The 20636-nt window shown below is 67.6% G+C and carries 11 protein-coding genes; 2 read left to right on the forward strand and 9 right to left on the reverse strand.

The features are described 5' to 3' along the window. Positions 1 to 2: 2 nt before the first annotated feature. Genes ACFCV3_RS11705 through ACFCV3_RS11735 form a run of 7 tightly spaced genes read right to left on the reverse strand, consistent with a single transcriptional unit; the run spans position 3 to position 13472 of the window. The gene (locus ACFCV3_RS11705) at positions 3 to 932 is read right to left on the reverse strand and encodes a DUF1702 family protein (RefSeq protein WP_376029035.1); all 930 of its coding nucleotides are present in this window, start codon (positions 930 to 932) and stop codon (positions 3 to 5) included. Further along, complete coding sequence (locus tag ACFCV3_RS11710) at positions 929 to 1882, reverse strand: DUF1702 family protein (protein WP_376029036.1); 954 nt, start codon at positions 1880 to 1882, stop codon at positions 929 to 931. The genes ACFCV3_RS11705 and ACFCV3_RS11710 overlap by 4 nt, the downstream gene beginning before the upstream one ends. Then, positions 1866 to 7406, reverse strand: coding sequence for a type I polyketide synthase (locus tag ACFCV3_RS11715; RefSeq protein WP_376029038.1), 5541 nt, complete (start codon positions 7404 to 7406; stop codon positions 1866 to 1868). Before ACFCV3_RS11715 ends, ACFCV3_RS11710 begins: the two co-directional genes overlap by 17 nt. Next, on the reverse strand, positions 7384 to 8280 hold the full coding sequence (locus ACFCV3_RS11720) for a thioesterase II family protein (RefSeq protein ID WP_376029041.1): 897 nt from the start codon (positions 8278 to 8280) through the stop codon (positions 7384 to 7386). The genes ACFCV3_RS11715 and ACFCV3_RS11720 overlap by 23 nt, the downstream gene beginning before the upstream one ends. After that, positions 8277 to 9989: an NAD(P)/FAD-dependent oxidoreductase gene (locus ACFCV3_RS11725; RefSeq protein WP_376029044.1), complete on the reverse strand. Its 1713-nt coding sequence runs from the start codon at positions 9987 to 9989 to the stop codon at positions 8277 to 8279. Before ACFCV3_RS11725 ends, ACFCV3_RS11720 begins: the two co-directional genes overlap by 4 nt. Then, entirely contained in the window at positions 9986 to 11668 is a 1683-nt protein-coding gene (locus ACFCV3_RS11730; RefSeq protein WP_376029047.1) for an NAD(P)/FAD-dependent oxidoreductase, read from the reverse strand. The genes ACFCV3_RS11725 and ACFCV3_RS11730 overlap by 4 nt, the downstream gene beginning before the upstream one ends. Continuing rightward, entirely contained in the window at positions 11661 to 13472 is a 1812-nt protein-coding gene (locus tag ACFCV3_RS11735) for an NAD(P)/FAD-dependent oxidoreductase (RefSeq protein WP_376029050.1), read from the reverse strand. The genes ACFCV3_RS11730 and ACFCV3_RS11735 overlap by 8 nt, the downstream gene beginning before the upstream one ends. A 428-nt stretch (positions 13473 to 13900) precedes the next feature. Here ACFCV3_RS11735 and ACFCV3_RS11740 point away from each other — a divergent pair, with 428 nt between their 5' ends. Beyond that, complete coding sequence (locus tag ACFCV3_RS11740) at positions 13901 to 14467, forward strand: BTAD domain-containing putative transcriptional regulator (protein ID WP_376029053.1); 567 nt, start codon at positions 13901 to 13903, stop codon at positions 14465 to 14467. Here the strand turns inward: ACFCV3_RS11740 and ACFCV3_RS11745 are convergent. Both ACFCV3_RS11745 and ACFCV3_RS11750 read right to left on the reverse strand, forming a co-directional pair. Continuing rightward, positions 14459 to 18490 (reverse strand): carboxyl transferase domain-containing protein, encoded by a 4032-nt coding sequence (locus ACFCV3_RS11745; protein WP_376029055.1) that lies wholly within the window; start codon positions 18488 to 18490, stop codon positions 14459 to 14461. The genes ACFCV3_RS11740 and ACFCV3_RS11745 overlap by 9 nt on opposite strands. Positions 18491 to 18576: 86 nt before the next feature. Then, positions 18577 to 19437: a TetR/AcrR family transcriptional regulator gene (locus ACFCV3_RS11750; RefSeq protein WP_376029058.1), complete on the reverse strand. Its 861-nt coding sequence runs from the start codon at positions 19435 to 19437 to the stop codon at positions 18577 to 18579. Positions 19438 to 19612: 175 nt separating this feature from the next. Between ACFCV3_RS11750 and ACFCV3_RS11755 the strand changes: the two genes are divergently transcribed. Further along, positions 19613 to 20497, forward strand: coding sequence for a BTAD domain-containing putative transcriptional regulator (locus tag ACFCV3_RS11755; protein WP_376029061.1), 885 nt, complete (start codon positions 19613 to 19615; stop codon positions 20495 to 20497). Positions 20498 to 20636 lie beyond the last annotated feature (139 nt).

Consider the following 20636-nt stretch of genomic DNA (forward strand, 5'->3'; position numbering starts at 1 on the left):
CCCTAGGACGGATTCGGGAATTGGGAGCGGATGCGCTGCCGCCAGAGTTCGTAGGCGGGTTCGATGTCGTCGGTCGGGAGATCGTCCAGTGCGTTCCGGGCGATCTCGGCAGCTTCCTGACTGCTCAACCCGCAGATCACGCGGGAGGCGAGCTCGACGGTGTCGCCCGGGTTGCCGACCTGGTGACGCGCGCGGGCAGCGACGACGACCCCTTCGGCCAGCCTCGGCAAGTGCTGCCCCGCCAGCGTGCGCAGAGTCTCGAGCGCCTGCTCGTCGACACCGCCGGTGTACCCGCAGCCCAGCCCGATACCGGCCCACAGATCGCCCTGCCGGTACGGCGGGAACCCGTCGATCGTGGCGTGGACACGCTTCGCGTCGGCGCCGGTCGCGAACCAGAGGCCACGACCGAGACCGTGGTCGAACACCCGCAGGCCGTAACCGCTGAGGTGCCGCGGTGTGGCCCGCTCCTGCACGTGCCGGCGGTAGGCGAAGAAGCCTTCGTGAAACCCGTATCCGTCAAGAACGGCCCAGCCCATGACCGGGTCGTCGAGCCGACGGCGGAACGGTTCGGGATTGCGGCGCAACCGGGCCAGGCCCATGCCGGCGCCGAGGTAGACCGCGAAGATGTAGTCGCTCGCAGGTCCGTCGACGAACGAGCGAGTGCGCTGTTTCCACCGCAGCAGGTCGTCAAGCGCAGCTAGGGCGATGCCCGCACCTTCGTAGGCGAACCCGAGCAACTCCTCGGGGTAGGCATCGAGCTTGGCCACCAGCTTGTCGCGCCGCGTCATCAGCGTCAGCTCGCAGCACTCGGTGACGGTGAAGACCACCTTGCTCAGGCGCTCGGTCGTTGGACCGTCTCCGCTGGTCAGCACCGGCACATCGGTCGGGGTGACCTCGAAGACCGGTCGCAGCAAGGTTCCCAAGACGCTCATGCCGGCTCCCCCAGACTCTGCCCGACAGGACTGAACACGGCTTCCAGCCGCTCCTGCAGTACGCCGTACGCCGGCCGGGCCGGGCTGTCCGGCAGATCGCGAAACGCCTCGTTGACGTGCTCGGCCGCCTTCCGGCTCGTCATGCCGCACAGCACCTCGCACGCCAGCTCGGTACCTGGGATCGGGTTGCCGGCGCGGATCCTGCCTTTGGCGACGAACGCCGTACCGACGGCAACCCGGGCCAGATGCCGACCCGAGGCTTCTCGCAACTCCTCGACCGCCGCCTTGTCGACGCCGCCGACGTACCCGCAGGCGACGCCGACGCCGAGCCAGAGGTCCGCGTGCCGGTGCGCCGGGAAGGCCGCGATCGCTCGCGCGATCTCGCCGATGTCCGCGCCCGATGCGAACCAGATGCTGCGTCCGACGCCCTGGTCGAAGACGCGTCGGCCGAACGGCGACAGGTGCGACGGAACCCGCTGCGCCTGAACGAACTTGGCAGGCTTGAAGAAGCCTTCGTGGAAGCCGTACCCATCCATCACCAGCCAGCGCAGGGCCGGGTCGGGCAGCTTGGCGAGGAAGGGCTCCGGCTTACGCTTCAACCTGCCAAGTGCCTCGCCCGCACCGATGTGCACCATGTAGATGTGCGGCTGGCCGGGGCCGTCGACGTACCGCTGGAACCGGGACCCGGGCAGGAACAGATCCATCCCGGTCAGTCCCATGGCAGCGCCTTCGTAGGCATAACCGCGGAACTCCAGCGGCGTCTCGTCCAGCCGCGGGATCAGGTCGTCCAGTCGGTGGCCGTCCAGCACCGCGTGATATCCGCCGACAGCCGACCGGACGACCGTCTTCAGGTGCTGCCAGTTCGGTGTGTCCCCGCGGCTGAATCCGGTGGCCTCGCGATCCGGCACACCCATCACCGCCCGACGCAACCGGCTAAGAAGCTGGCTCATGATCCATCCCTTCTTCGCGCTCGAGCTCGGCCAGCAGCGCCTCCAGCTCGTCGGGTGAGGCTTTGGCGAGGAGTTGCTCGAGCTCGTCGTCAGTCGGTTCGGCCGCGGCGGCTGCCGGCTCCGGCTCATCGGCCGCGGTCGCGGTCGCGGCGAGATCCAGCCGGGGCAGGATGCGGGCCGCGAGGTCGACGACGCTGACGCCCTGCAGCAGATCGAGCACCGGTACGTCGACCCGGAGCATGATGTCGATCCGGGCCTTCACCTCGACGGCCATCATCGAGTCGATGCCGAGGTTGCTGAGGTTCTCCTCGTCCCCGAGCTCGGCGGCCTCGAGATTCAGGACCGTGGCCGCGATGTCGCGCAGCAGGTCCCGGAGCAGGTCGGCCCGTTCGTCCTCGGGAGCCTGCCGGATGCCGTCCAAGATCGAGTCCGCATCCACCGTCGACTCGGAGGACTGGTCTTCACCACTGCTGACGCCGAGCTCGGCGAACATCGGTGGGAGCTGACCGGCAATCGACGCAGCCCGGGCGGCCGGCCAGTCGACCGTGATCGCCACCAGCTGAGCCGGGCGCTGGCTCAGAACCCGGGCCAGGATCTGCGTGCCTGACTCCGGCGTGATCAGCTCGATGCCGCGGCGCGCGTACATCTGCTCGAGGTTCAGCTTCTCGACCATGCCGATCGACCAGGGCCCCCAGCCGATCGTCAACGCCGGCAGACCCTGCCGGCGGCGGTGTGCAGCCAACGCGTCCAGGAAGGCGTTCGCGGCCGCATAGTTGGCCTGGCCCGCCGACGCGATGACGGATCCGGTGGAACCGAACAAGACGAAGAAGTCCAGTGGTACGTCGGCGAACAGCCGGTGCAACAGCCACCCCGCCCGCAGCTTCGGCCGCATCACCCGATCGAACGACTCCCGCGTCATCCGGACCATCAGCTCGTCCTCGACCACACCCGCGGTGTGGATCACACCGCTGATCGGTGGCCGGTGATTGCGCTGGTGATCGTCGTACCAAGCCTGGAGCTGGTCCTCATCGGCCGAGTCGACTGCGGCACACGACACGGTCGCACCGCTCGCCTCGAGGCTCAGCAACTGATCGATCAGCCTGCGCTGCGGGTGGTCTGCCGGAAGATCACGCCAGGTGTCCCGCGACGGCACGGCGGTCCGCGCCATCAGGACCACATTCCGTGCCCCGCGATCCACCAGGAAGCGGGCGGTCAGGAGCCCGAGGGTCCCGAGTCCGCCGGTGATCACGTAGCTGCCGTGCCGGCGCAGGCGGACCGGGAAGGGAGGGGTCAGGTTCGTACTCGGCGCGAGCCGGGCCACGAACCGCCTGTCGTTGCGGTAGGCAACCTGATCCTCACCGGAGGCCGAGTCGATCTCCTCGATCAGCCGCGCGGCATCGTCGTCGGCGCCGAGGTCCACGAGCCCGCCCCACAGGCTCGGGAACTCCTGGTGCCCAACGAGCCGGCCGATCCCCCACATGGGAGCCTGCGACACAGCAACCGGTCCACCCTCGATCGGCTGCGCCTCGCGAGTCACCAGCCAGACCTGCGCGAGCTGGTGGTTGAGCTCGGCGGCCAAGGCCTGCATGAGGTAGAGCACCGAGACCGAGCCGAGCTCCTGGCCGCTCTCCAGCGAGTCCGCCGAGAGATCGTCACCAGACGGCGCATCCAGACTCCACAGATGCACAACCTTGCCGACCGAGACTTCCTGACCCAGCTTGCGGAACAACGCCTTGTACTGCTCGGCGTCCGCCGGGTTCACTCGGTAAGCGCCGGCCGTCTCGATCAGTTCCGGTACGTCGTCGGGTTCGACTGTGATCACCTGACGACCTGCGTCGCGCAACCGCCGTACGGCGTCACCGGAAGAGTCGGCGAACACGACCCAGGCCGCGGAGTCCGGCTCCGCGACCGCCGTGGGCTCGAGCGGCTGCTCCCGCCAGGTCAGCTCGTGCAGGTTCCGGTCGATGCGGTCGAGACTCTGACTCGACGCGGCCTGCAGCGACTGCGCCCGGAAGCCACGGATCTCGGCCAGCACTGTTCCGTCGGCGGCGCAGAGCGCGAGGTCGCTGACCACGACCCGCGCATCCGCCTGAACCACCTCGGCGACGACCAACATCTCGTCACGCGGCGGCTCGTGGACGGCGATACTGTCGACGCCAACTGGAAGGTACGGCGTACCGAGGCCCTCGGTCTGTGGAGTTGCCGCGGTCAGCAGGACCTGGAACGCCGCATCGATCAGCGCCGGGTGGAACCGGTACGACGAGAGGTCGTCGCGGATCTGCTCCGGAACGGTCACCCGCCCGACGGCCGAGCCCGGTCCGCTGACGATGTCCTGCACCGCCTGGAACACCGGGCCGTACTCGAACCCCATCTGCCGGGACCGGTCGTAGAAGTCGTCCCGCGGCACATCGTGGTCGCACCCGGCCCGAGCGGCAGCCAGGTCCCGGCGTGCGGGCGTCGTCGTCCGCCGGCCGAGCTGTGCGGTCGCATGGATCGTCCAGGTGCGGTCACCCGACGGCGTGGCGGTGTAGCCGGCGATCTCAACGCGCCCCGACTCCTGGTGAAGGGTCGTCCGCAACCTCGGGTCAGCGGTCTCCGGGAGTACGACGGCCTTGCGGAACTCGAGATCCTCCACCGTGTAGCAGGCCTCGCCGTACACCTCGTGAGCGGCCGCCAGCGCCATCTCGATCATCGCGGCACCCGGAACAAGGGTGAGGCCCTGGATCCGGTGATCGGCGAGGTACGGCAGCACGCCAACCCCGAACTCACGCTCCCAAGCGGGCTGACTCCCGCTGACCCGCTGACCGAGCAGCGGATGGACCTGCGTGTAGTGACGGTCCTCGCGCGCCTCGACCGACTCGTTCCAGTACCGCTTGGTCTGCCACGGGTACGTCGGCAACTGAACGTGCCGGCCGTCGTCGTAGAACGTCTCCCACTGCACGTCCTGCCCGTGGGCATAGAGCAACCCGAGCGAACCGAGCAGGACAGCGTCATCGGCCTCGTCACGGCGCAGCGACGGCACGACCAGTACGTCGGCCTGCTGCTCAGCGGCAAGCTCCTTCATCGAGCCGGCGAGCACCGGGTGCGGGCCGATCTCGAGGAAGTGTGTGTAGCCGTCGGCAAGCATCTCCCGGAACGCGGAAGCGAAGAGCACGGTGGCCCGGACGTTCTGCCACCAGTAGTGCGCATTGACGCCGCCGCCGTCGATCCTGGTCCCGGTCACGGTGGAGTACAGCGGGACGGTCGCCGACTGGGCCTTCAGATCCGCGAGACCGGCTAGCAGGTCGTCGCGCAATGGGTCCATGCAATGGCTGTGGTAGGGCACCTTCACGGTGAGGAACTTGTGAAAGACACCGAAGGTCTCCAGCTGCGCGGCCATGCTCTCCAAGATCGCCGCGTCACCGGACAGCGTGACCGCGGACGGGCTGTTGATCGCGGCAACCGATACCAGGGGTCCCGCGTCCGCGACGGCCTTGTCGAGGGTCTCCGGAGTGAGCCCGACCGCGAGCATCCGGCCGGTGCCGGTAGCGCGCTGCTGCAGGCTGCTCCGGTAGTAGTTCACCTTCACGGCCTCCTCGAACGACAGGACACCGGACAGGTACTGCGCGGCCACCTCACCAGTGCTGTGTCCGACGATCCCGTCGGGCTCGATCCCCCACGTCCGCCACAGCTCAGCCAGGCCGACCTGGACGGCGAAGTTGGCGGTCTGCGCGATCTTCGTCTCCGCCATCTGCGAGATGTCCTCGGGGGCGAGCATCTCGTCGAGCAGCGACCAGCCGGTGTACTTGCGCAGCTCCGCGTCACATCTCTCGACCGCCGCGCGGAAGATCGGCTCGGTGGTCAGCAGTTGCCGAGCCATCGCCCACCACTGTGGGCCCATGCCGGAGAAGACGAACGCAAGCTTCGGCTTACCCCCTGCGGGCGATCTGCCAGTTGTCACCGCCTTGACGGCGTGTCCGGCACTGAATTCACGCAGGTACTTCGTGACGTCGGCCGGCGTCGAGGCGACGACCGCGAGCCGGTACTCGTGGTGACTGCGACGGAGACCGGTGGTGTGCCCGACGTCCAGCAGGTGTACGGCGTTCCCGGACAGGTGCTCGGCCGTCGACGCGGCGGCTGCCGTGAGTGCCTCGGGTGAGCGCGCCGACAGCGGAATGAGGTACCGCCGGTCGTGGGAGCGCCGGGTCGGGGCCGCCTGGGCAGGCGGGCCTTCGAGGACGACGTGGGCGTTGGTACCGCCGAACCCGAACGAGTTCACGCCCGCGAGGCGGGAACCCGTTGCTGCCGGCCAGTCACCGAGCTGGGTCTGTACCCGGAGCCCGAGCCGGTCGAAGTCGATGGCCGGGTTGGGATCGTCGAAGTGCAGCTGGCCGGGGATCCTGCCGTGTTTGAGGGCGAGGGCGGTCTTGATCAGTCCGGCTACCCCGGCTGCCGCTTCGAGGTGACCGATGTTCGTCTTCACCGACCCGATGACCACGCGATCCGCATCGGCACGGCCCTCGCCCACCACGCGCCCGATCGCGCCGGCCTCGATCGGGTCGCCGACCGGCGTACCGGTTCCGTGCGCTTCGACGTACTGGACCTCATGCGGTGCGACACCGGCGCGCAGGTACGCCGCGCGCATCGCCGCAGCCTGCGAATCGCCGTTCGGCACCGTGATGCCGTTGGTGTGGCCGTCCTGCGAGACCGCGCTCCCCCGAATCACCGCGTACACCGGGTCGCCGTCACGCTGCGCGTCACTCAGCGGCTTCAGGACCACCACGCCAGCGCCCTCGCCGCGGGCGTATCCGTTCGCGGCCGAGCTGAATGCCTTCGACCGGCCGTCCGGTGCGAGGAATCCACCCTTGGACTCGGCGATGGTCATGTTGGGGGCGATCATCACGTTCACGCCACCGGCCAGCGCCATCGAGCACTCGCCGTTCGCGATCGCCTGTGCTGCCAGGTGTACGGCGACCAGCGAACCGGAGCAGGCCGTGTCGACGGCGAGGCTCGGGCCCCGGAAGTCGAACGAGTACGACAGCCGGTTGGCCAGCATCGTCATCATCATGCCGGTGGCCGAGTGCGTCTGAAGCTCGTAGCGGCTGTAGATGCCGTAGTTCTGCAGCAGTTGATAGTCGAGTGTGAAGCCGCCCATGAAGACGCCGACATCGGTTCCCGCCAGGTGCTCGGGGACCTGACCGCCGTCCTCCATGGCCTCCCAGGCCACCTGCAGCAGCAGGCGCTGCTGCGGGTCCAGCCAGATGGCCTCACGCGGCGAGATGCCGAAGAACTGAGCGTCGAACTCGTCGATGCGGTCGAGGAATCCACCGTGGAACGTGCTCATCTTGCCGAGCTTGCCGCCGGCCGGGTCGTAGAACTTGCCCGTCTCCCAACGGTCGGCCGGCAGGTCGCGGGTGGCGTCGACTCCGTCGCACAGCAGGTCCCAGAAGGCACCGGGGCCGTTCGCACCACCAGGGAAGTGGCAGCCGATGCCAACGATCGCGATCGGGTCGCGGGATCGGTCAGCCGGCGATCGATCGGTCATGGCCGGGTTCTCCTTCCTTGATCAGGGCGGTGGCCCTCAGGTCGCGGACGAGTTCGGTCAGCAGCAGGTCCTGCGCGCTGTGCAGGAAGAAGTGCGAACCGGGGATCATCGCCAGGCGGAACTGGCCGGCGGCCTGATCGCGCCAGGGCTCCAGGTCACTCCGGCCGACGCGTACGTCCTGATGCCCTCCGAACACAGACAGCGGCATCCGCAGCGGCGGCTCGTCGCCGTACTCGTAGGTGTCGCAGAGCTCGAAGTCGGCCCGCAGAGTGGGCAGCAGTGCGCGCATCAGCTCGTCGTTCTCGAGGACCTGTTGCGGCGTGCCCTCCTTGAGCAGGACGGTCTTCAGCACCTCGTCCGGCAGGTGGTAGATCTTGATGTTCGGATTGGCCAGCTGCGGGGCCCGGAACGCTGCCAGGGCGAGGTGCGCGGGCGCCGGATCACCGGCACTCCGCAACCGCCGGGCAAGTTCGAATGCCACGAGCGCACCCATGCTGTGCCCGAAGAAGACAAACGGCAGATCCAGCTGCGGACGGATCGCCTCGTGCAGCGCGTCGATGACAGGACCCATCCGGCGCAGCGCCTGCTCACCCACGCGGGTCTCGCGGCCCGGCAACTGGGCCGCCCACACGTCGACCTCAGCCGGCAGGCCGTCAGTCCAGCCGCGGAAGATCGAGGCGCCACTGCCGGCGTACGAGAAGCAGAACAGCCGAACGGCGGGAGCGTCGCCGCGCGAGAACCGCACCAGCCAAGACGATTCCTCCCGGGACGGCTCCGCCCGTAGCCGGGCGAGCAGCTGGGCGCGCTTGTCGGTTGTGAGGCGGGTGATCCGCTCGTGCAGCAGGGCGCTCTCGGGGACAGTGTTGGCGGTCATCGTCCGTCTCCGGCACCGGTCTCAACGGCCGGCCTGAGGGTGATCCAGTGGTCGTCGACGGGGTTGGCCGGTTGCTCGGCCTCGTACACCTCGACCAGGGACATCAGGATCTCGTCCTTGCGCCAGCGCTGCGCCTGCTCCTGCTTGGCGAGGCTGCCGGAGTCGGCCTCGAACTCCGCGAGCACGGTGGCGATCATCTGGCCGGACAGCTGGTCGATGAACCGGACGTTCGCCTCGAACCGCTCCTGCAGATCGACCTCGCCCAGATCGGCGGTCATCCCGATGTGCAGCCGCGGCATGAAGTCGAAGTCGTAGAAGCGGGTGAACGCCGCCTGGTCCGGCGACTCCTTGTCGACCGCGCCCCACTCCCGGAAGAAGCGCTGAACTTCCTTGCTGTTGGTGCCGAAGCGGGCCAACCCTTCCAGCAGGCCCGGGTGATCGGCCAGCACCCGCCACTTGTCCTGGAAGTAGAGCAGACCCGGTACGGCCCAGTAGACGGCCGTGTCCCACACCACCTTGCAGGTCATCACCCGGGCGTTGCCCATCAGCGGATACTGGTTCTCGTAGATGGTCAGCCATCCGTCGGTGAGCAGGAAGAACACCGTGTTGTGGATCGCCGCGGTCTCCTCGACGTCCTCGCCGTCGAGTGCCCGGCCGACCAGGTCCGCGATCAGACCGTTGCTGATGGCAATCAGGTCCAGTCCCGGGGAGTAGAACGGGTCCAGGAAGACGCCGGCCTCACCGGCCAGGCACCAGCGGTCACTGGAGAAGACCTGCTCGCTGCTGTAGGCGTAGTCCTTCATGATCCGGAAGTCCTGCAGCTTGTCGCGGTGCTCCTCGATGATTCGCGCACACTGCGGCTCGTGCTCGGTGAGCCACTGCATGGCCTTGTCGAAAGTGTTCAGCTCGCCGAACGCGTGTACGTCGGCGTCGGTGACGATGCCGATGCTGATTCCACCGGAGCCGAGCCGGATCAGCCAGACCCAGTACCCCGGGCCCATCAAGTGATTGGTGGACAGTTCGCGCCGTCCCTCGACAATCCGGCCGCGCCAGTCCGGGTCGTCGGACCACCGGTCGATGTCGATCGGATGAGCGATCCGGAACCAGACCGCGTTCGCGCGATGACCGACCTTCTTCGCCAGGCCCAGCTTGCGCTTGAGCAGCGCGCTGCGCCCGGTCCCGTCCACGACCCACTTCGCCTGGATCTCACCGACCACCTCGTCAGCGTCGCGAACAGTGACCCGGTGGTGGTCGGAGTCCGGCTGGAGCTCGACGGCCTCGACCTTGACGCCCGACACGAACTGAACGCCGCCGTCCACGAGCATCCGGCCGAGCGCGTTCTCCAGCCGGCCCCGGTCGAGCTGGTAGGTGCCGACCGCCCCGGGCGGGCGTACCGAGTGGCCGAGCTCGATCCGCCGGGTGATGTCGTCGTTCCCGTTGTGCGAGAAGAAGACCCGCAGCCCGAACTTGTTCAGCTGCTCGGCCTGCAGGTGCTCCTGCAGACCCAGAACCTGACGCAGGTAGTACCCGGCGATCTCTACGGTGGACTCGCCCACCTTGTGCGTCGTCTCCGGTACTGGGTGGCTCTGTCGTTCCAGTACGGCGATCCGCGTGTCCGGCCTTTGTTTGTGCAGCTGCAGGGCCAAGGTCAGACCGGCCACTCCCCCACCGAGGATCGCGACGTCGACCTCAGTGGGCAAGCCGGTCACGAGCCCACCGCCGCGGCTTCGCTGCCCAACGTGATCCAGGCACTGTCGATCGGGTTGATCGATTCGTACTCGCGGAACCGCTCGACGACTTCCTGCAGCAACTCGTCGCTGCGCCACTTGTCGATCTGCTCCTGGGCGCCGCCCCGGGCCTCGAGCTGCTCGATGACGGTGATGACCAGCTGACCGGCGAGCTGCTCGAGCAGGATCACGTTCTTGGTGAACTGGTCCTCGAGCTCCTCGTCGGGCAGGCCGGCCGCCATCCCGTTGTGCAGGTCGACGATCCAGTCCAGCAGGCTGTAGGGGTCCGCGAAGGTATCCGCCGCCGGCTCGCAGTCGACGGCGTGCCACTCGCGCAGGAACTGCTGGACCCGGGTGTGCAGCTCCCAGGTCCGCTGCAGGTTCCCGAAGGCGCGTGGGCTGTCACCGAGCCGGCGGAGCTTGTCGTGGAAGAACAGGAGCCCGGGCACCGCCCAGTAGATGATCGTGTCCCAGACGACCTTCGCGACCATCACCTTCGGGTTGCCCATCAGCGGGTACTGGTTCTCGTACGCGACCAGCCAGATGTCGCTCAAGACGAGGTACACCTGGTTGTGAGCGGCGGCGATGTCCTCGATGTCCTCACCGCGGCGGTCCCGCGTCACGAGGTCGGTGATGAGACCGTTGCTGATCGCCATCAGGTCGCCGCCGGACGAGTACAGCGGGTCGATCGAGACCCCGGCCTCCCCCGTCAGGCACCAGCGGTTCTCCGAGTACACCTGCTGACAGCTGTACGCGTAGTCCTTCATCACCCGGAAGTCCTGGATCTTCTCGCTGTGTGCCCGGACTTCGGCGGCGCACTGCGGCTCGTGTGCATCCAGCCAGGCGAGGGCGCGGTCGAGTGTGTTGAAGTCCTGGAACGAGTGCGCGCTGTCCTCGGCGACGATCCCGACGCTGGTCGACCCGGAGGCGAGCGGAATCAGCCACACCCAGTAGCCAGGCCCCATCAGGTGGTTGGTCGAGAGCCGCCGCTGGCCGTCGCAGACCCGCTCCTGCCAGGCCTCGTCGGTCGACCATCCCTGGACGTCGACGGGGTGCGCGATCCGGAACCAGACCGAGTTCGCCCGATGGGCGACCGGCTTGGCCAGCTCGAGCTTGCGCTTCAGCAGTGCGGCCCGGCCGGTCGCGTCGACAACCCACCGAGCCGCGATCCGGCGCGTGCCGTCGTCGTCCTGCACCTCGACGACGTGGTCGCTACCGTCCTCGGCCAGTTCCGCGCCGAGCACCTTGCCGTGCGCGAACCTGACGCCGTGCTCGGTGATCAGCTCGCCGAGGTGGTTCTCCAGCCGGCCGCGGTCCAGCTGGTACGACGGCAGCGGGGCCGCCGCGATCTGGCCGTACTCGACCCGGTGGGCGATCTCCGCGTTGCCCTCGTGGCTGAAGAACATCCGGAGACCGAACTTGTGCAACTGGTCATGGGTGAGGTGCTCCTCGAGCCCGAGCACGTCGCGCAGGTAGTGCGCCTGGACCTCGACACTCGACTCGCCGACCTTGTGCGCGGCCTCGGGGACCGGATGCTGCTTGCGCTCGATCACCGTGACCTCAAGGTCGGGGTCGGTCCGCTTGAGTTGCAGGGCCAGGGTCAGTCCGGTGATCCCGCCGCCGAGAATGGCGACGTCGTACCGGCCGGCGATGTCAGGCATAGGTCACCTCTTCGATGGTCTTTTCACTGTTGCCGGCTCCGCCGGCGCCGAGGACCATCCAGCCCTCGCTGGTCGGGTTGCGGCGCCGTTCGCGCCGGTAGGCGGCGACCAGTTCGCCGATCAGCGGATCGCGTTGCCATGCCTGGATCTGAGCGACCACCTGGTCGTCGGAGTAGCGGTCGCCGTGGGCATCGATGACAGTGCTGATCAGCTGACCGGCCAACTGCTCGAACAGCCGCCTGTTGGCCGAGAACCGCTCGGCGAACTGCGCGCCGGACAGCTCGTCGGCCATCCCGCCGTGCAGCTTCACCATGAAGTTCAACGGGGAGTAGAGATCCACGAACCGGGGCTCCAGCTCACGGTCGTCGATCGCGGCCCACTCGCGGAAGAACGCCTGGACGCGGTTGCTGACATCGGTGAGCCGGGCCAGATCGTTCGCGACCGTCGGGCTCGTCGCGACGTTGCGGAACTGATCCTGGAAGAACAGCAGCCCGAACACGCCCCAGTAGAAGGCGGTGTCCCAGATGACCTTCGAGCTCATCACGCGGGCGTTGCCCATCAGCGTGTACTGGTTCTCGTAGATCGCCAGCCAGATCTCGGTGATCCGCCGGAACAGCGAGTCGTGGATCGCGGCCGCGGCCGTGACGTCCTCCCCGTCCAGCGAGCGCCCGACCAGGTCGGCCACCAGGCTGTTGCCGATCGCGATCAGGTCGAGACCGGGTGAGTACAACGGATCCAGAAAGATCCCGGACTCGCCGGTCAGGCACCAGCGGGCCCGCCCGTCGAACACCTGGTCACAGCTGTACGAGTAATCCTTCATGACCCGGAAGTCCTGCACCTTGTCGAGGTGCTGCCGGATCTCTGCGTGGCACTGGGGCTCATGCTCGGCCAGCCAGCTGAGCGCGCGTTCCAGGGTGTTGAACCCGTCGAAGCTGTGCTGCTTGGCATCGGCGACGATGCCGATGCTGATCGACCCGGAGGCCAGTCGGATCAGCCAGACCCAGTACCCGGGACCCATCAGGTGGTTGGTCGACAGCTCGCGGCGTCCCTCGACCCGTTGCTGCCAGTCCGCATCGTCGGTCCAGGTGCTGACGTCGATCGGGTGACCGACCCGGAACCATGCCGCGTTCGCCGCATGGCCGACCGCTTTCTGCAGACCGAGCTTGCGCTGCAGCATGTGGTTGCGTCCGGTGGCATCGACCACCCAGCTCGCCGAGACCTCGCGCTCCTCGTCGCCCGTCGCCACCCGGAGGTGGTGGTGCGTGCGCTCCGCGTCGAGGTCGACCTGCTGGACTCTGCTCCCGGTCACGAGTTCGACGCCCTGCTCCGCGCACAGCCGGCCGAGTTCGTTCTCGAGTCGGCCACGGTCGAGCTGGTACGTGGCGTGCGGCGGAAAGACCGAGCTGCCGAGCTCTACCCGCTGGGTGATGTCGGTGTTGTCGTGGTTGGAGAAGAACATCCGCAGGCCGAACTTGCGGATCTGCCGGCTCTCGAGGTGTTCACCCAGCCCGAGGACGTCCCGGAGGTAGTGCGCAGCGATCTCGACCGTCGACTCGCCCACCTTGTGGGTCGTCTCGGGCACCGGGTGCTCCAGCCGTTCCACCACCAGGAGGCGGACACCCGGACGTTCCTTGCGCAGATGGAGAGCCAGCGTCAGGCCGGCTACGCCGCCGCCCATGATTACCACGTCGTAATGGTTCGGGCCTGCGGTTTCGGCAGTAGGCCTGGCCTTCAGCGCCTCGACCAATTGGGCCCGTTTGCCCGCGGGCAAATCAGCAATCCGGACTCGGGTCTCTTGCGTCATCGCATCCCCTTTGTCGTCATCCTGGTAACAGGCTGACGGCGCCCGATTACGCACGACTTACCTGATCTGGAAGGAATGCGCACGGGGGCGGAAATGACCCCGGGAACGTAGTACGCTCGTCGCCCGGAGTAACTCGTTCGACCGGGCGCGAAAGCTCCATCACCCTTGGTCATAGGGAGGCTACGTTGGGTGCCCGGTCCGAGAATCAAACGTTCGTGCCTCAAGAACCTTTTCGCGCCTGGCTGTTCGGGCCTTTCCGCGTCGTCCGCGGGAGCACCGAGATCGCCGATCAGGCCTGGACCCGGAAAAGCGCTCGAACGCTCCTGAAATGGTTTCTGCTGAATCCCGGCCGGCCGTTCACTGTATACGAACTCTGTGACGTTCTGTGGCCGAATGGAAACGCGAAGTCCGCAGCCAAGAATCTGCATGTGACCCTGCACTATTTGCGCCGGGTTCTTGATCCGGATTCTCCCCGGCGAAGCCCGTCCCGATTCGTCCGGACCGACGAGGCGGGGCGGTACTGGTTCGACGAAAACCTCTGGTGGACCGACGTCGGCGAGGTGGACTGGCTGTGGCGATCGGTCCAGGCCAGCGCCGAGCGCGACGACCACGACGCGGCGATCGCGACGCTGCTGCAGCTCGTCGACCACTACGGCCGGGGCTTCCTTCCGGAGGAGCTGTACGAGGACGCGTTCACGCACTTTCGCGACCTGCACGACCGCAAGCACGACGAGGCACTCCATGCGCTCCTCAAGCTGTACAGCGATCTGGGCCGTCGCTACGAGGTGCTGGCCTTCGCGCAGCGAATCCTGGACCGTGATCCGTACTCCGAGTGCGCGGTCACAGCACTGGTCGAGGTGCACCTCACCCAAGGCCACCTCGCAGCCGCGGTGTCGGAGCTGGACCGTTTTGTGCGCACGCTCAAGGACGACCTCGGCACGCAGCCGAGCCCGCGGGTCGTGGCACTCCGCCGGCGGTTGTCCTCATCAGGCTGAGCCCTGGCGGGACAGGGCCTTTTCGACAGCCGCAATGATCGCCGGCCGGAGCTGGTCCGGCGGAATCACCGCGTCCACGGACCCGACCGCGACCGCGCGATCGACATCGTGGACGCGATCGAACTCATGCGCGAGCTCGTCCAGCATCTGCGCCTGAACGGAGTCCCGCACATCAGCAAGGTCCAGGCCGATACGCAACCGCTCCGGTCCGGTGATCGACTGCAGGTCCACCTCGAGAGCTGCGACGCGCCCGTCGGCCCGAGCACGCCGCCTTGCCTCACCGGACAGCACGACGTTGGCTGCCGGAGCGCCCCCGATCACCGAGGCCCGCGCACCGGCGACGGCCAGCACGGTCAGGTTCGGATTGAGTCTCTTGGAGAAGACGACGAAGGCGCCACCGTGGTACCGGCCGACGACGCAGAACACGATGGGCCCCTGGAAGTTCACGATCGCGCGGCCGATCTCGGCGCCGTACTCCAACTGCAAGTTCCGCAGCGAGTCCGGAGACCCGTCGAAGCCGGCCAGGTTGGCGAGCACCACGAGCGGGCGGTTTCCAGAGGCGGCATTGATGGCCCGCGCGAGCTTCTTCGACGCCTGCGGGAACAAGGTGGCCGCGCTGTACATCGGCGGCCCGTCCGCGGGTACGACGCCCCGTCGCCGTGTCGGCCGTGACTCGACGCCGAGCATGCAGACGGCGTATCCACCAAGGCGCGCGTCCAGGACGACCGCGTTCTGGGCGTCGGCCATGTCGGCCCAGCGCTCGAGCGGTGTCGAGTCCTGGTCGGTGACCGCGCGCATGACGGTCCGGATGTCGAAGGCCTTCTTGCGCTCCGGGTTGTGCTCGACGGAGAAGATCTCGCCGACCGTGCGGAAGTCGCACCCGTCGACGGCATGGGGGTACTCGCTGATATCCCGATCGGCCGGATCGGCGGTCGGCACCCACCGCGGTCCGGCCTCGCCAGGAACGACGTACGTGTGGTCGTAGTGGCGCATCAGGATGCTCGCCGCGCCGGCCAGGTTCGGAGCCCAGTACTGGCCCTGGCCGTTCGGGCCCATGACACGTTCGTAGCCACCGATACCGGCCTCGCTGTCGGCCGACACCGCACCGGAGAAATCGAGGGACCGCTTGCCGGTCAGCACCATCGCGCTCAGCGGCGTCATCACCAGCACTCCCCTGGTGTGCATGAGCATCGTCGCCTCGGCGTTCCAGTACGGTTGCGCCCCGACGTTGATGCCCGCGGCAACGACATTGATCTCGCCACCGGCCTGCGTGAAGGACACGATCCTGCGCAGGGCCGCAGCGACCCAGTCCATGTTCTCCGTACCGGAGTCCATCGAGATCCGCGCTCCGGACGACAGCGCGAACCATTCGACCGGCACGCCGAGCTCCGCGGCCAGATCGATCGCAGCAATGATCCGGCGGCATTCCGGTTCCGCGACCGCACCGAGTGCTCGAGTCGGGTCACCGCACATCAGCACTCGCGTCATGCCTTCGGGATACGTAGGGGTAACCGTGGTGACCAGGCCGACGACAATGCCGGCGCTGCCCACGTCGAGGTCGAGTTCGGTGAACGAGCCTTCCGCACCAGCCAGGAAGGCACCCAGGTGGCGTGGGCTGGGATACCCGCGCGTGCTCGCCTGCCTGGCCCGCAAGCCGTCCGCATCGAAGGGCCGCAGTGGCTCGTCGAGGTCCTGAGCGTCGGACGCCACGGGCGCCCGGCTCAACGGATCGAACATCAGCCGCCGGCCCGGCCGCCCGTACAGAACCAGTTCTTCGAGGTCCGGATCATCGACGAGTGCGGCCAGGTCCTCGACGGGTGTCGTGGCACCGTGGATCCAGATGTGGACCCGGCTGGGACCGGCCTGTGCCGAGGCCCGAGCGATCCGGACGGCGGCCATGCAGTCGTTGACGACCTGCTCGACGCCCTTCCGATCGACGACCTCGCCGATCGCGACCAGTCGGCGATCCGACGGTGTGGCGGCAGCCCGGCATTCGTACAACAGCACAGCGGCCGGCAACCGCTTGACCTGGAACAGTTCCAGCCGCTGACCACCCAGCCAGGCCGGCTCCGTCAGTTCGGCGATGACCGGCGGCCGCCCGTACCAGAGATGGCGCACCGCCAGCGCGAGATCCCTGAGTTCCCGCACCCGACCCTGCATGGACAGCCGATCCAAGACCACCTGCGCGTCTTTCGACGTCGAGGGGCTCTCGTGAAGCCAGCGCTGGAGCACCGCCGCGACCACCTGCTTGGTCGTCGAATCGTGCCGACGACGCGCGCGGCAGATCCGCAAGAGCACGTCGGGCGGGGGCAGGTCACTCACGCCGTACCAGGACGATGCGCGTTCGAGCCTGGTCCGGAGCACGTCGCCGTCGTCGAGGCTGCGGGATCGCAGGTAGCCCTGGAATGCGTCGTACGGCGCCTCCCCGCACCGGAACAGATCGTCCAGGTCGGTGTAGGCGGCCAGCAGGTCAACCTCTTCAGCACAAGGCGGACCGCCTGACGTCGTCCGGTAGGCCGCGAGCCCGGCGCTTGCGATCGCCTCGTCAGCATCGAACCCGAGGATCTGTGCCAACATCTCGTCGTGACAGTCGAGCCGCGAGCCTGGGCCAACGCCTCCACTCAGGACGTCATCTGTCGCAGCCGGCTCCGCTTCCAGCAGAACTGAACCGACCCGCACCAGGGGGGCGCCATACGCAACCTGCGCTCCGGGCCGGACCAACCACTCCCCCACCTCGCAGTCGAACGGTGCCCGGATCACCGACTCGAGCTTCATCGACTCCAGCACGGCGAGCGGCGTACCGGCAGCTACACGTTTGCCCTCGGCAACGGATTGCTGGACAACGATGGCCGGGATCGGCGATCGCAGGATCGACCCGTCCCGGTGCTCGATCCGGATCGAATGGCCGGCGACCTCGACCAACTCGAACCCCGCGTGCGCCGAGGCGACGACGGTGACCGTGGAGCCGTCGATGGCGAGCCGCCGCCGAAACGTGTCGCGGCTTTCGACGTGTACCTCGACGTCGGCGGCAGCGCCACGCCCACTCTGGATGGAGAGCTGGTAGACGCCCTTGGTGCGCTGAAGCACGCGCACGTGATAGGTGATCCCGTCGTGTCCGAGATGAACAGTGTGTCCCTCGTCCGCGCCTGGAGCGGGCAACCCACGGGCGGCCGTGTCCACGAAGGTCGCGACATCGTCAGCCAGTGCACGGGTGTAGGCCTCAACCGCCGCGGCGACCAGCGCGACCCGGCCGGCGGTCTGCGGACGACAGTTGCCGAGCTCGGCCAGCAACTCACCCTTGCTGGTTGTTGCCCCATCCGCGACAACCGTTGTACCGGCAAGGGCACGCTCCATCCGAGCGGCAGCCTCGTGCGTCGTCGAACCGTACGCCGTGATCCGCGCCAGGACGGGACTCCCCAGTGCACACACCGCATCGCCTTGGGAGACACCGGGATCCACGTGGATTCCGGCGCCACCGGGTAACTCCAGCAGGCGGATGCGCCGGGGATTTTCCGATCCGTTGTCCAGATCGATCAGTCGCAGCTGCGCGGCTGCGGCAAACGCGGGGACCACCACGCCGGAACAGCCCGGCGGTAGGCCCGCGGCGGTCCTGAGCTCTGCCATCCGGAGATCGATGCCGGCGGCAACAACTGAGCCCGCGTCGACGCCGAGCCCCGGCGCGGCCGACTCGCCACCGAGCAAGGGGATCCCGAGGGTTCGGCACACCCGACGTACACGGTCGTCCATGGCGGGCCAGCCGCCGGTCCAGACGGCATCCGCGCCCAGGTCCGTCAGGACTCGGAGCAGAACCGAAACGTCGCCCTGTAGGTGTTCCCTGGCGGGCCCAAGCTCCACAGCGATGTCGGCGTCGCGAACGAAGCGCGCGGATCGGTCCTCGCTCAGATGGAGCACCGCTGCGCACACCGATCGATCCGACGGCAGGTCGGCGTTCAAGTCGCGGACAGCATGGATCGCCTGTAAGGCGGGTGCTCCCCGCCCAATGATCACGAGGCATCTGAGCACATGGCCTCCTCACAGCGGACCTTCCCGCTCGACCATGCGCTCAGTGACTTACAGACGGCATATCACCGGCGTAAGTCCGCCATTTGCTAGGCGATGCCCGCCCGTTGCTTTGCCCGGCGTTCTGCGACTGCCTGACTGACCCCGACCAGCCGATCCCAGTCGGCGCTCATGCCGACGCGAGCGCCGATCTCACGCATCTGAGCCCGGAACAGCACTCCCGACTTGATCAGCTGCGGCCGGACGTGGCCGTAGACCTCCAGCGTCACGATCGCGAACAACTGAGCCCAGGCGAACTCGAACAACCAGACCATCCCGAGCGCGTCCTTGCCGAGCAGTGCGGCCAACTCGGACCGGGCTTCTGAGGCCTGGCTGTGGACCGCCACGAAATCAGGATCGAGCTCGTCCGGCGCGGGCACCGGAAAGGGTGACTTCTTCGACAGCCTCGCCAGGGCGCCGCCGAAGTGGTCTGCGAACAGTTCAACGCCGTGACTCCCGGTACCGCTGACTCCACGCGACAGCGGGTAGCTGCCCGACTCGGTACGGATCGTCCGCTCACCGGACAGCGAGTTGGTCACGAAGACGAGCTGGAACTCCGACTTGTTGTCCAGCGCCCAATCACGGAACGCAGTCGCGGCCGCCACGATCTGAGCCGCGGGGTCCTCCTCGCCGTACACCTCGCCGGCTTCGACCATCTCCCGGGCGACGTCGGCGAAGATCGCGTCCGAGAGCAGTTCGTTGAGAGCCGCCGGGTTCTTGACGTAGCGGTACAGCGCGGGCGGCGTCAGACCCATCTCCGCTGCCAGCGCCCGCAACGTCACCTCCCGCCCGTCGCGCAGCATCGACCGCCCGAGCTCGACGATCTCGTCGAAGGTCGCGAGCCGTTGTCGTTCCCGGCGGGTGAGGACAGGACGGTCAGGCCCCGCACCCCTGGATTCACGCTGAGTCATTGCCAACCTCCGGCCACCTGGGCTGCGACAGGGAGCGCGGCCCATCAGTTGAAACTGTAACGCTTGACAACTCCAGTGAACAACATTCACGCTAAACCATGTTAACGAGCCGTACGCCTATAGACTGGGGTTACGGAGGGAAACTAGAGTGAATGGCGTTAACCGTAGGGTGGGGATGCTCGAGCCGCTGGAATGGGTTCATCCCAGAGAGCGCGAGCACAAGGCGGTCTATCGCGCCTACATGTTCGGCCCGTTCCGGGTGTTCCGAGGAGACGACGCGCTGGGACAGCGCAGCCAACGCAGGGAGAAGGCTCAACTGCTGCTGAAGTGGTTCCTGCTCAACCCGGGCCAGCCGCGCTCGATCGACGAGCTGATCGACCTCGCGTTCCCGGCCGCCGCACCGGACAAGGCCGCGAGCAGCTTCCACGTCGCGATGCACTGCCTGCGCCGCATGCTCGAACCGGACCTGCGCCCCGGCGAGGAATCGTCGTACATCCGTCGCAGCAGCAACAACTTCTACCGCTTCGAGGCCGACGACGAGTGGTGGACAGACACCGCCGAGGTCGACCGCCTCTTCGATCAGGGCCGCCAGAGTGACAGCCGCGGAGACGCGCAGCGGGCCTGCTTCTACTACGGCCAGGTCGTAGGCCACATGAACAGACGCCTCCTGGAAGACGACTCCCCCGAGCAACACTGGCTCACGCCGTACCGCCGTCGTTACCAGGCGCTGCAGCGCGAAGCACTACTACGTCTCGTCCAGATCCACGGCGAACGCGGCCAGATCGACGAGTCCCTCGAATACGCCCACCAGATGCTGATCGACGACCCGTACAACGAACTCGCCGTCATCACCATCGTCGAAGCCGACCTCGCCCACGGCCGCCTGGCCCACGCCCGGCACTGGATCAGCACCTTCCTCGACTCGCTGACCCGCGACCTAGGCATAGCCCCCAGCCACGACCTCCTCACCCTGAAAGCCAGAGTCCGCCAAGACCTCCCGCACCCGCCACGCGCAGAGGCCCAACGACACCTGGCCACAACCTCGAGCCGCGCCGGCTGACCGGTGCAGACAGAACCGTCACGCCACTCGGGTAGCACATGGCAGGCCCTCCAGTAGTACTGGCAAGTGGACTGCCAGTCTGCGGGCGACGACTTACCGCGCACTTCCAGTCACTGAAAGTCAAATGCCGTGGCGCGTC

Source organism: Kribbella sp. NPDC056345 (assembly GCF_042262745.1).
In the GTDB taxonomy this organism is placed as follows: domain Bacteria; phylum Actinomycetota; class Actinomycetes; order Propionibacteriales; family Kribbellaceae; genus Kribbella.

Coding starts and splice junctions, on each gene's coding strand:
- ACFCV3_RS11705 (WP_376029035.1), bottom strand. CDS start 932: ATGAGCGTCTTGGGAACCTTGCTGCGACCGGTCTTCGAGGTCACCCCG.
- ACFCV3_RS11710 (WP_376029036.1), bottom strand. CDS start 1,882: ATGAGCCAGCTTCTTAGCCGGTTGCGTCGGGCGGTGATGGGTGTGCCG.
- ACFCV3_RS11715 (WP_376029038.1), bottom strand. CDS start 7,406: ATGACCGATCGATCGCCGGCTGACCGATCCCGCGACCCGATCGCGATC.
- ACFCV3_RS11720 (WP_376029041.1), bottom strand. CDS start 8,280: ATGACCGCCAACACTGTCCCCGAGAGCGCCCTGCTGCACGAGCGGATC.
- ACFCV3_RS11730 (WP_376029047.1), bottom strand. CDS start 11,668: ATGCCTGACATCGCCGGCCGGTACGACGTCGCCATTCTCGGCGGCGGG.
- ACFCV3_RS11735 (WP_376029050.1), bottom strand. CDS start 13,472: ATGACGCAAGAGACCCGAGTCCGGATTGCTGATTTGCCCGCGGGCAAA.
- ACFCV3_RS11750 (WP_376029058.1), bottom strand. CDS start 19,437: ATGACTCAGCGTGAATCCAGGGGTGCGGGGCCTGACCGTCCTGTCCTC.
- ACFCV3_RS11755 (WP_376029061.1), top strand. CDS start 19,613: ATGCTCGAGCCGCTGGAATGGGTTCATCCCAGAGAGCGCGAGCACAAG.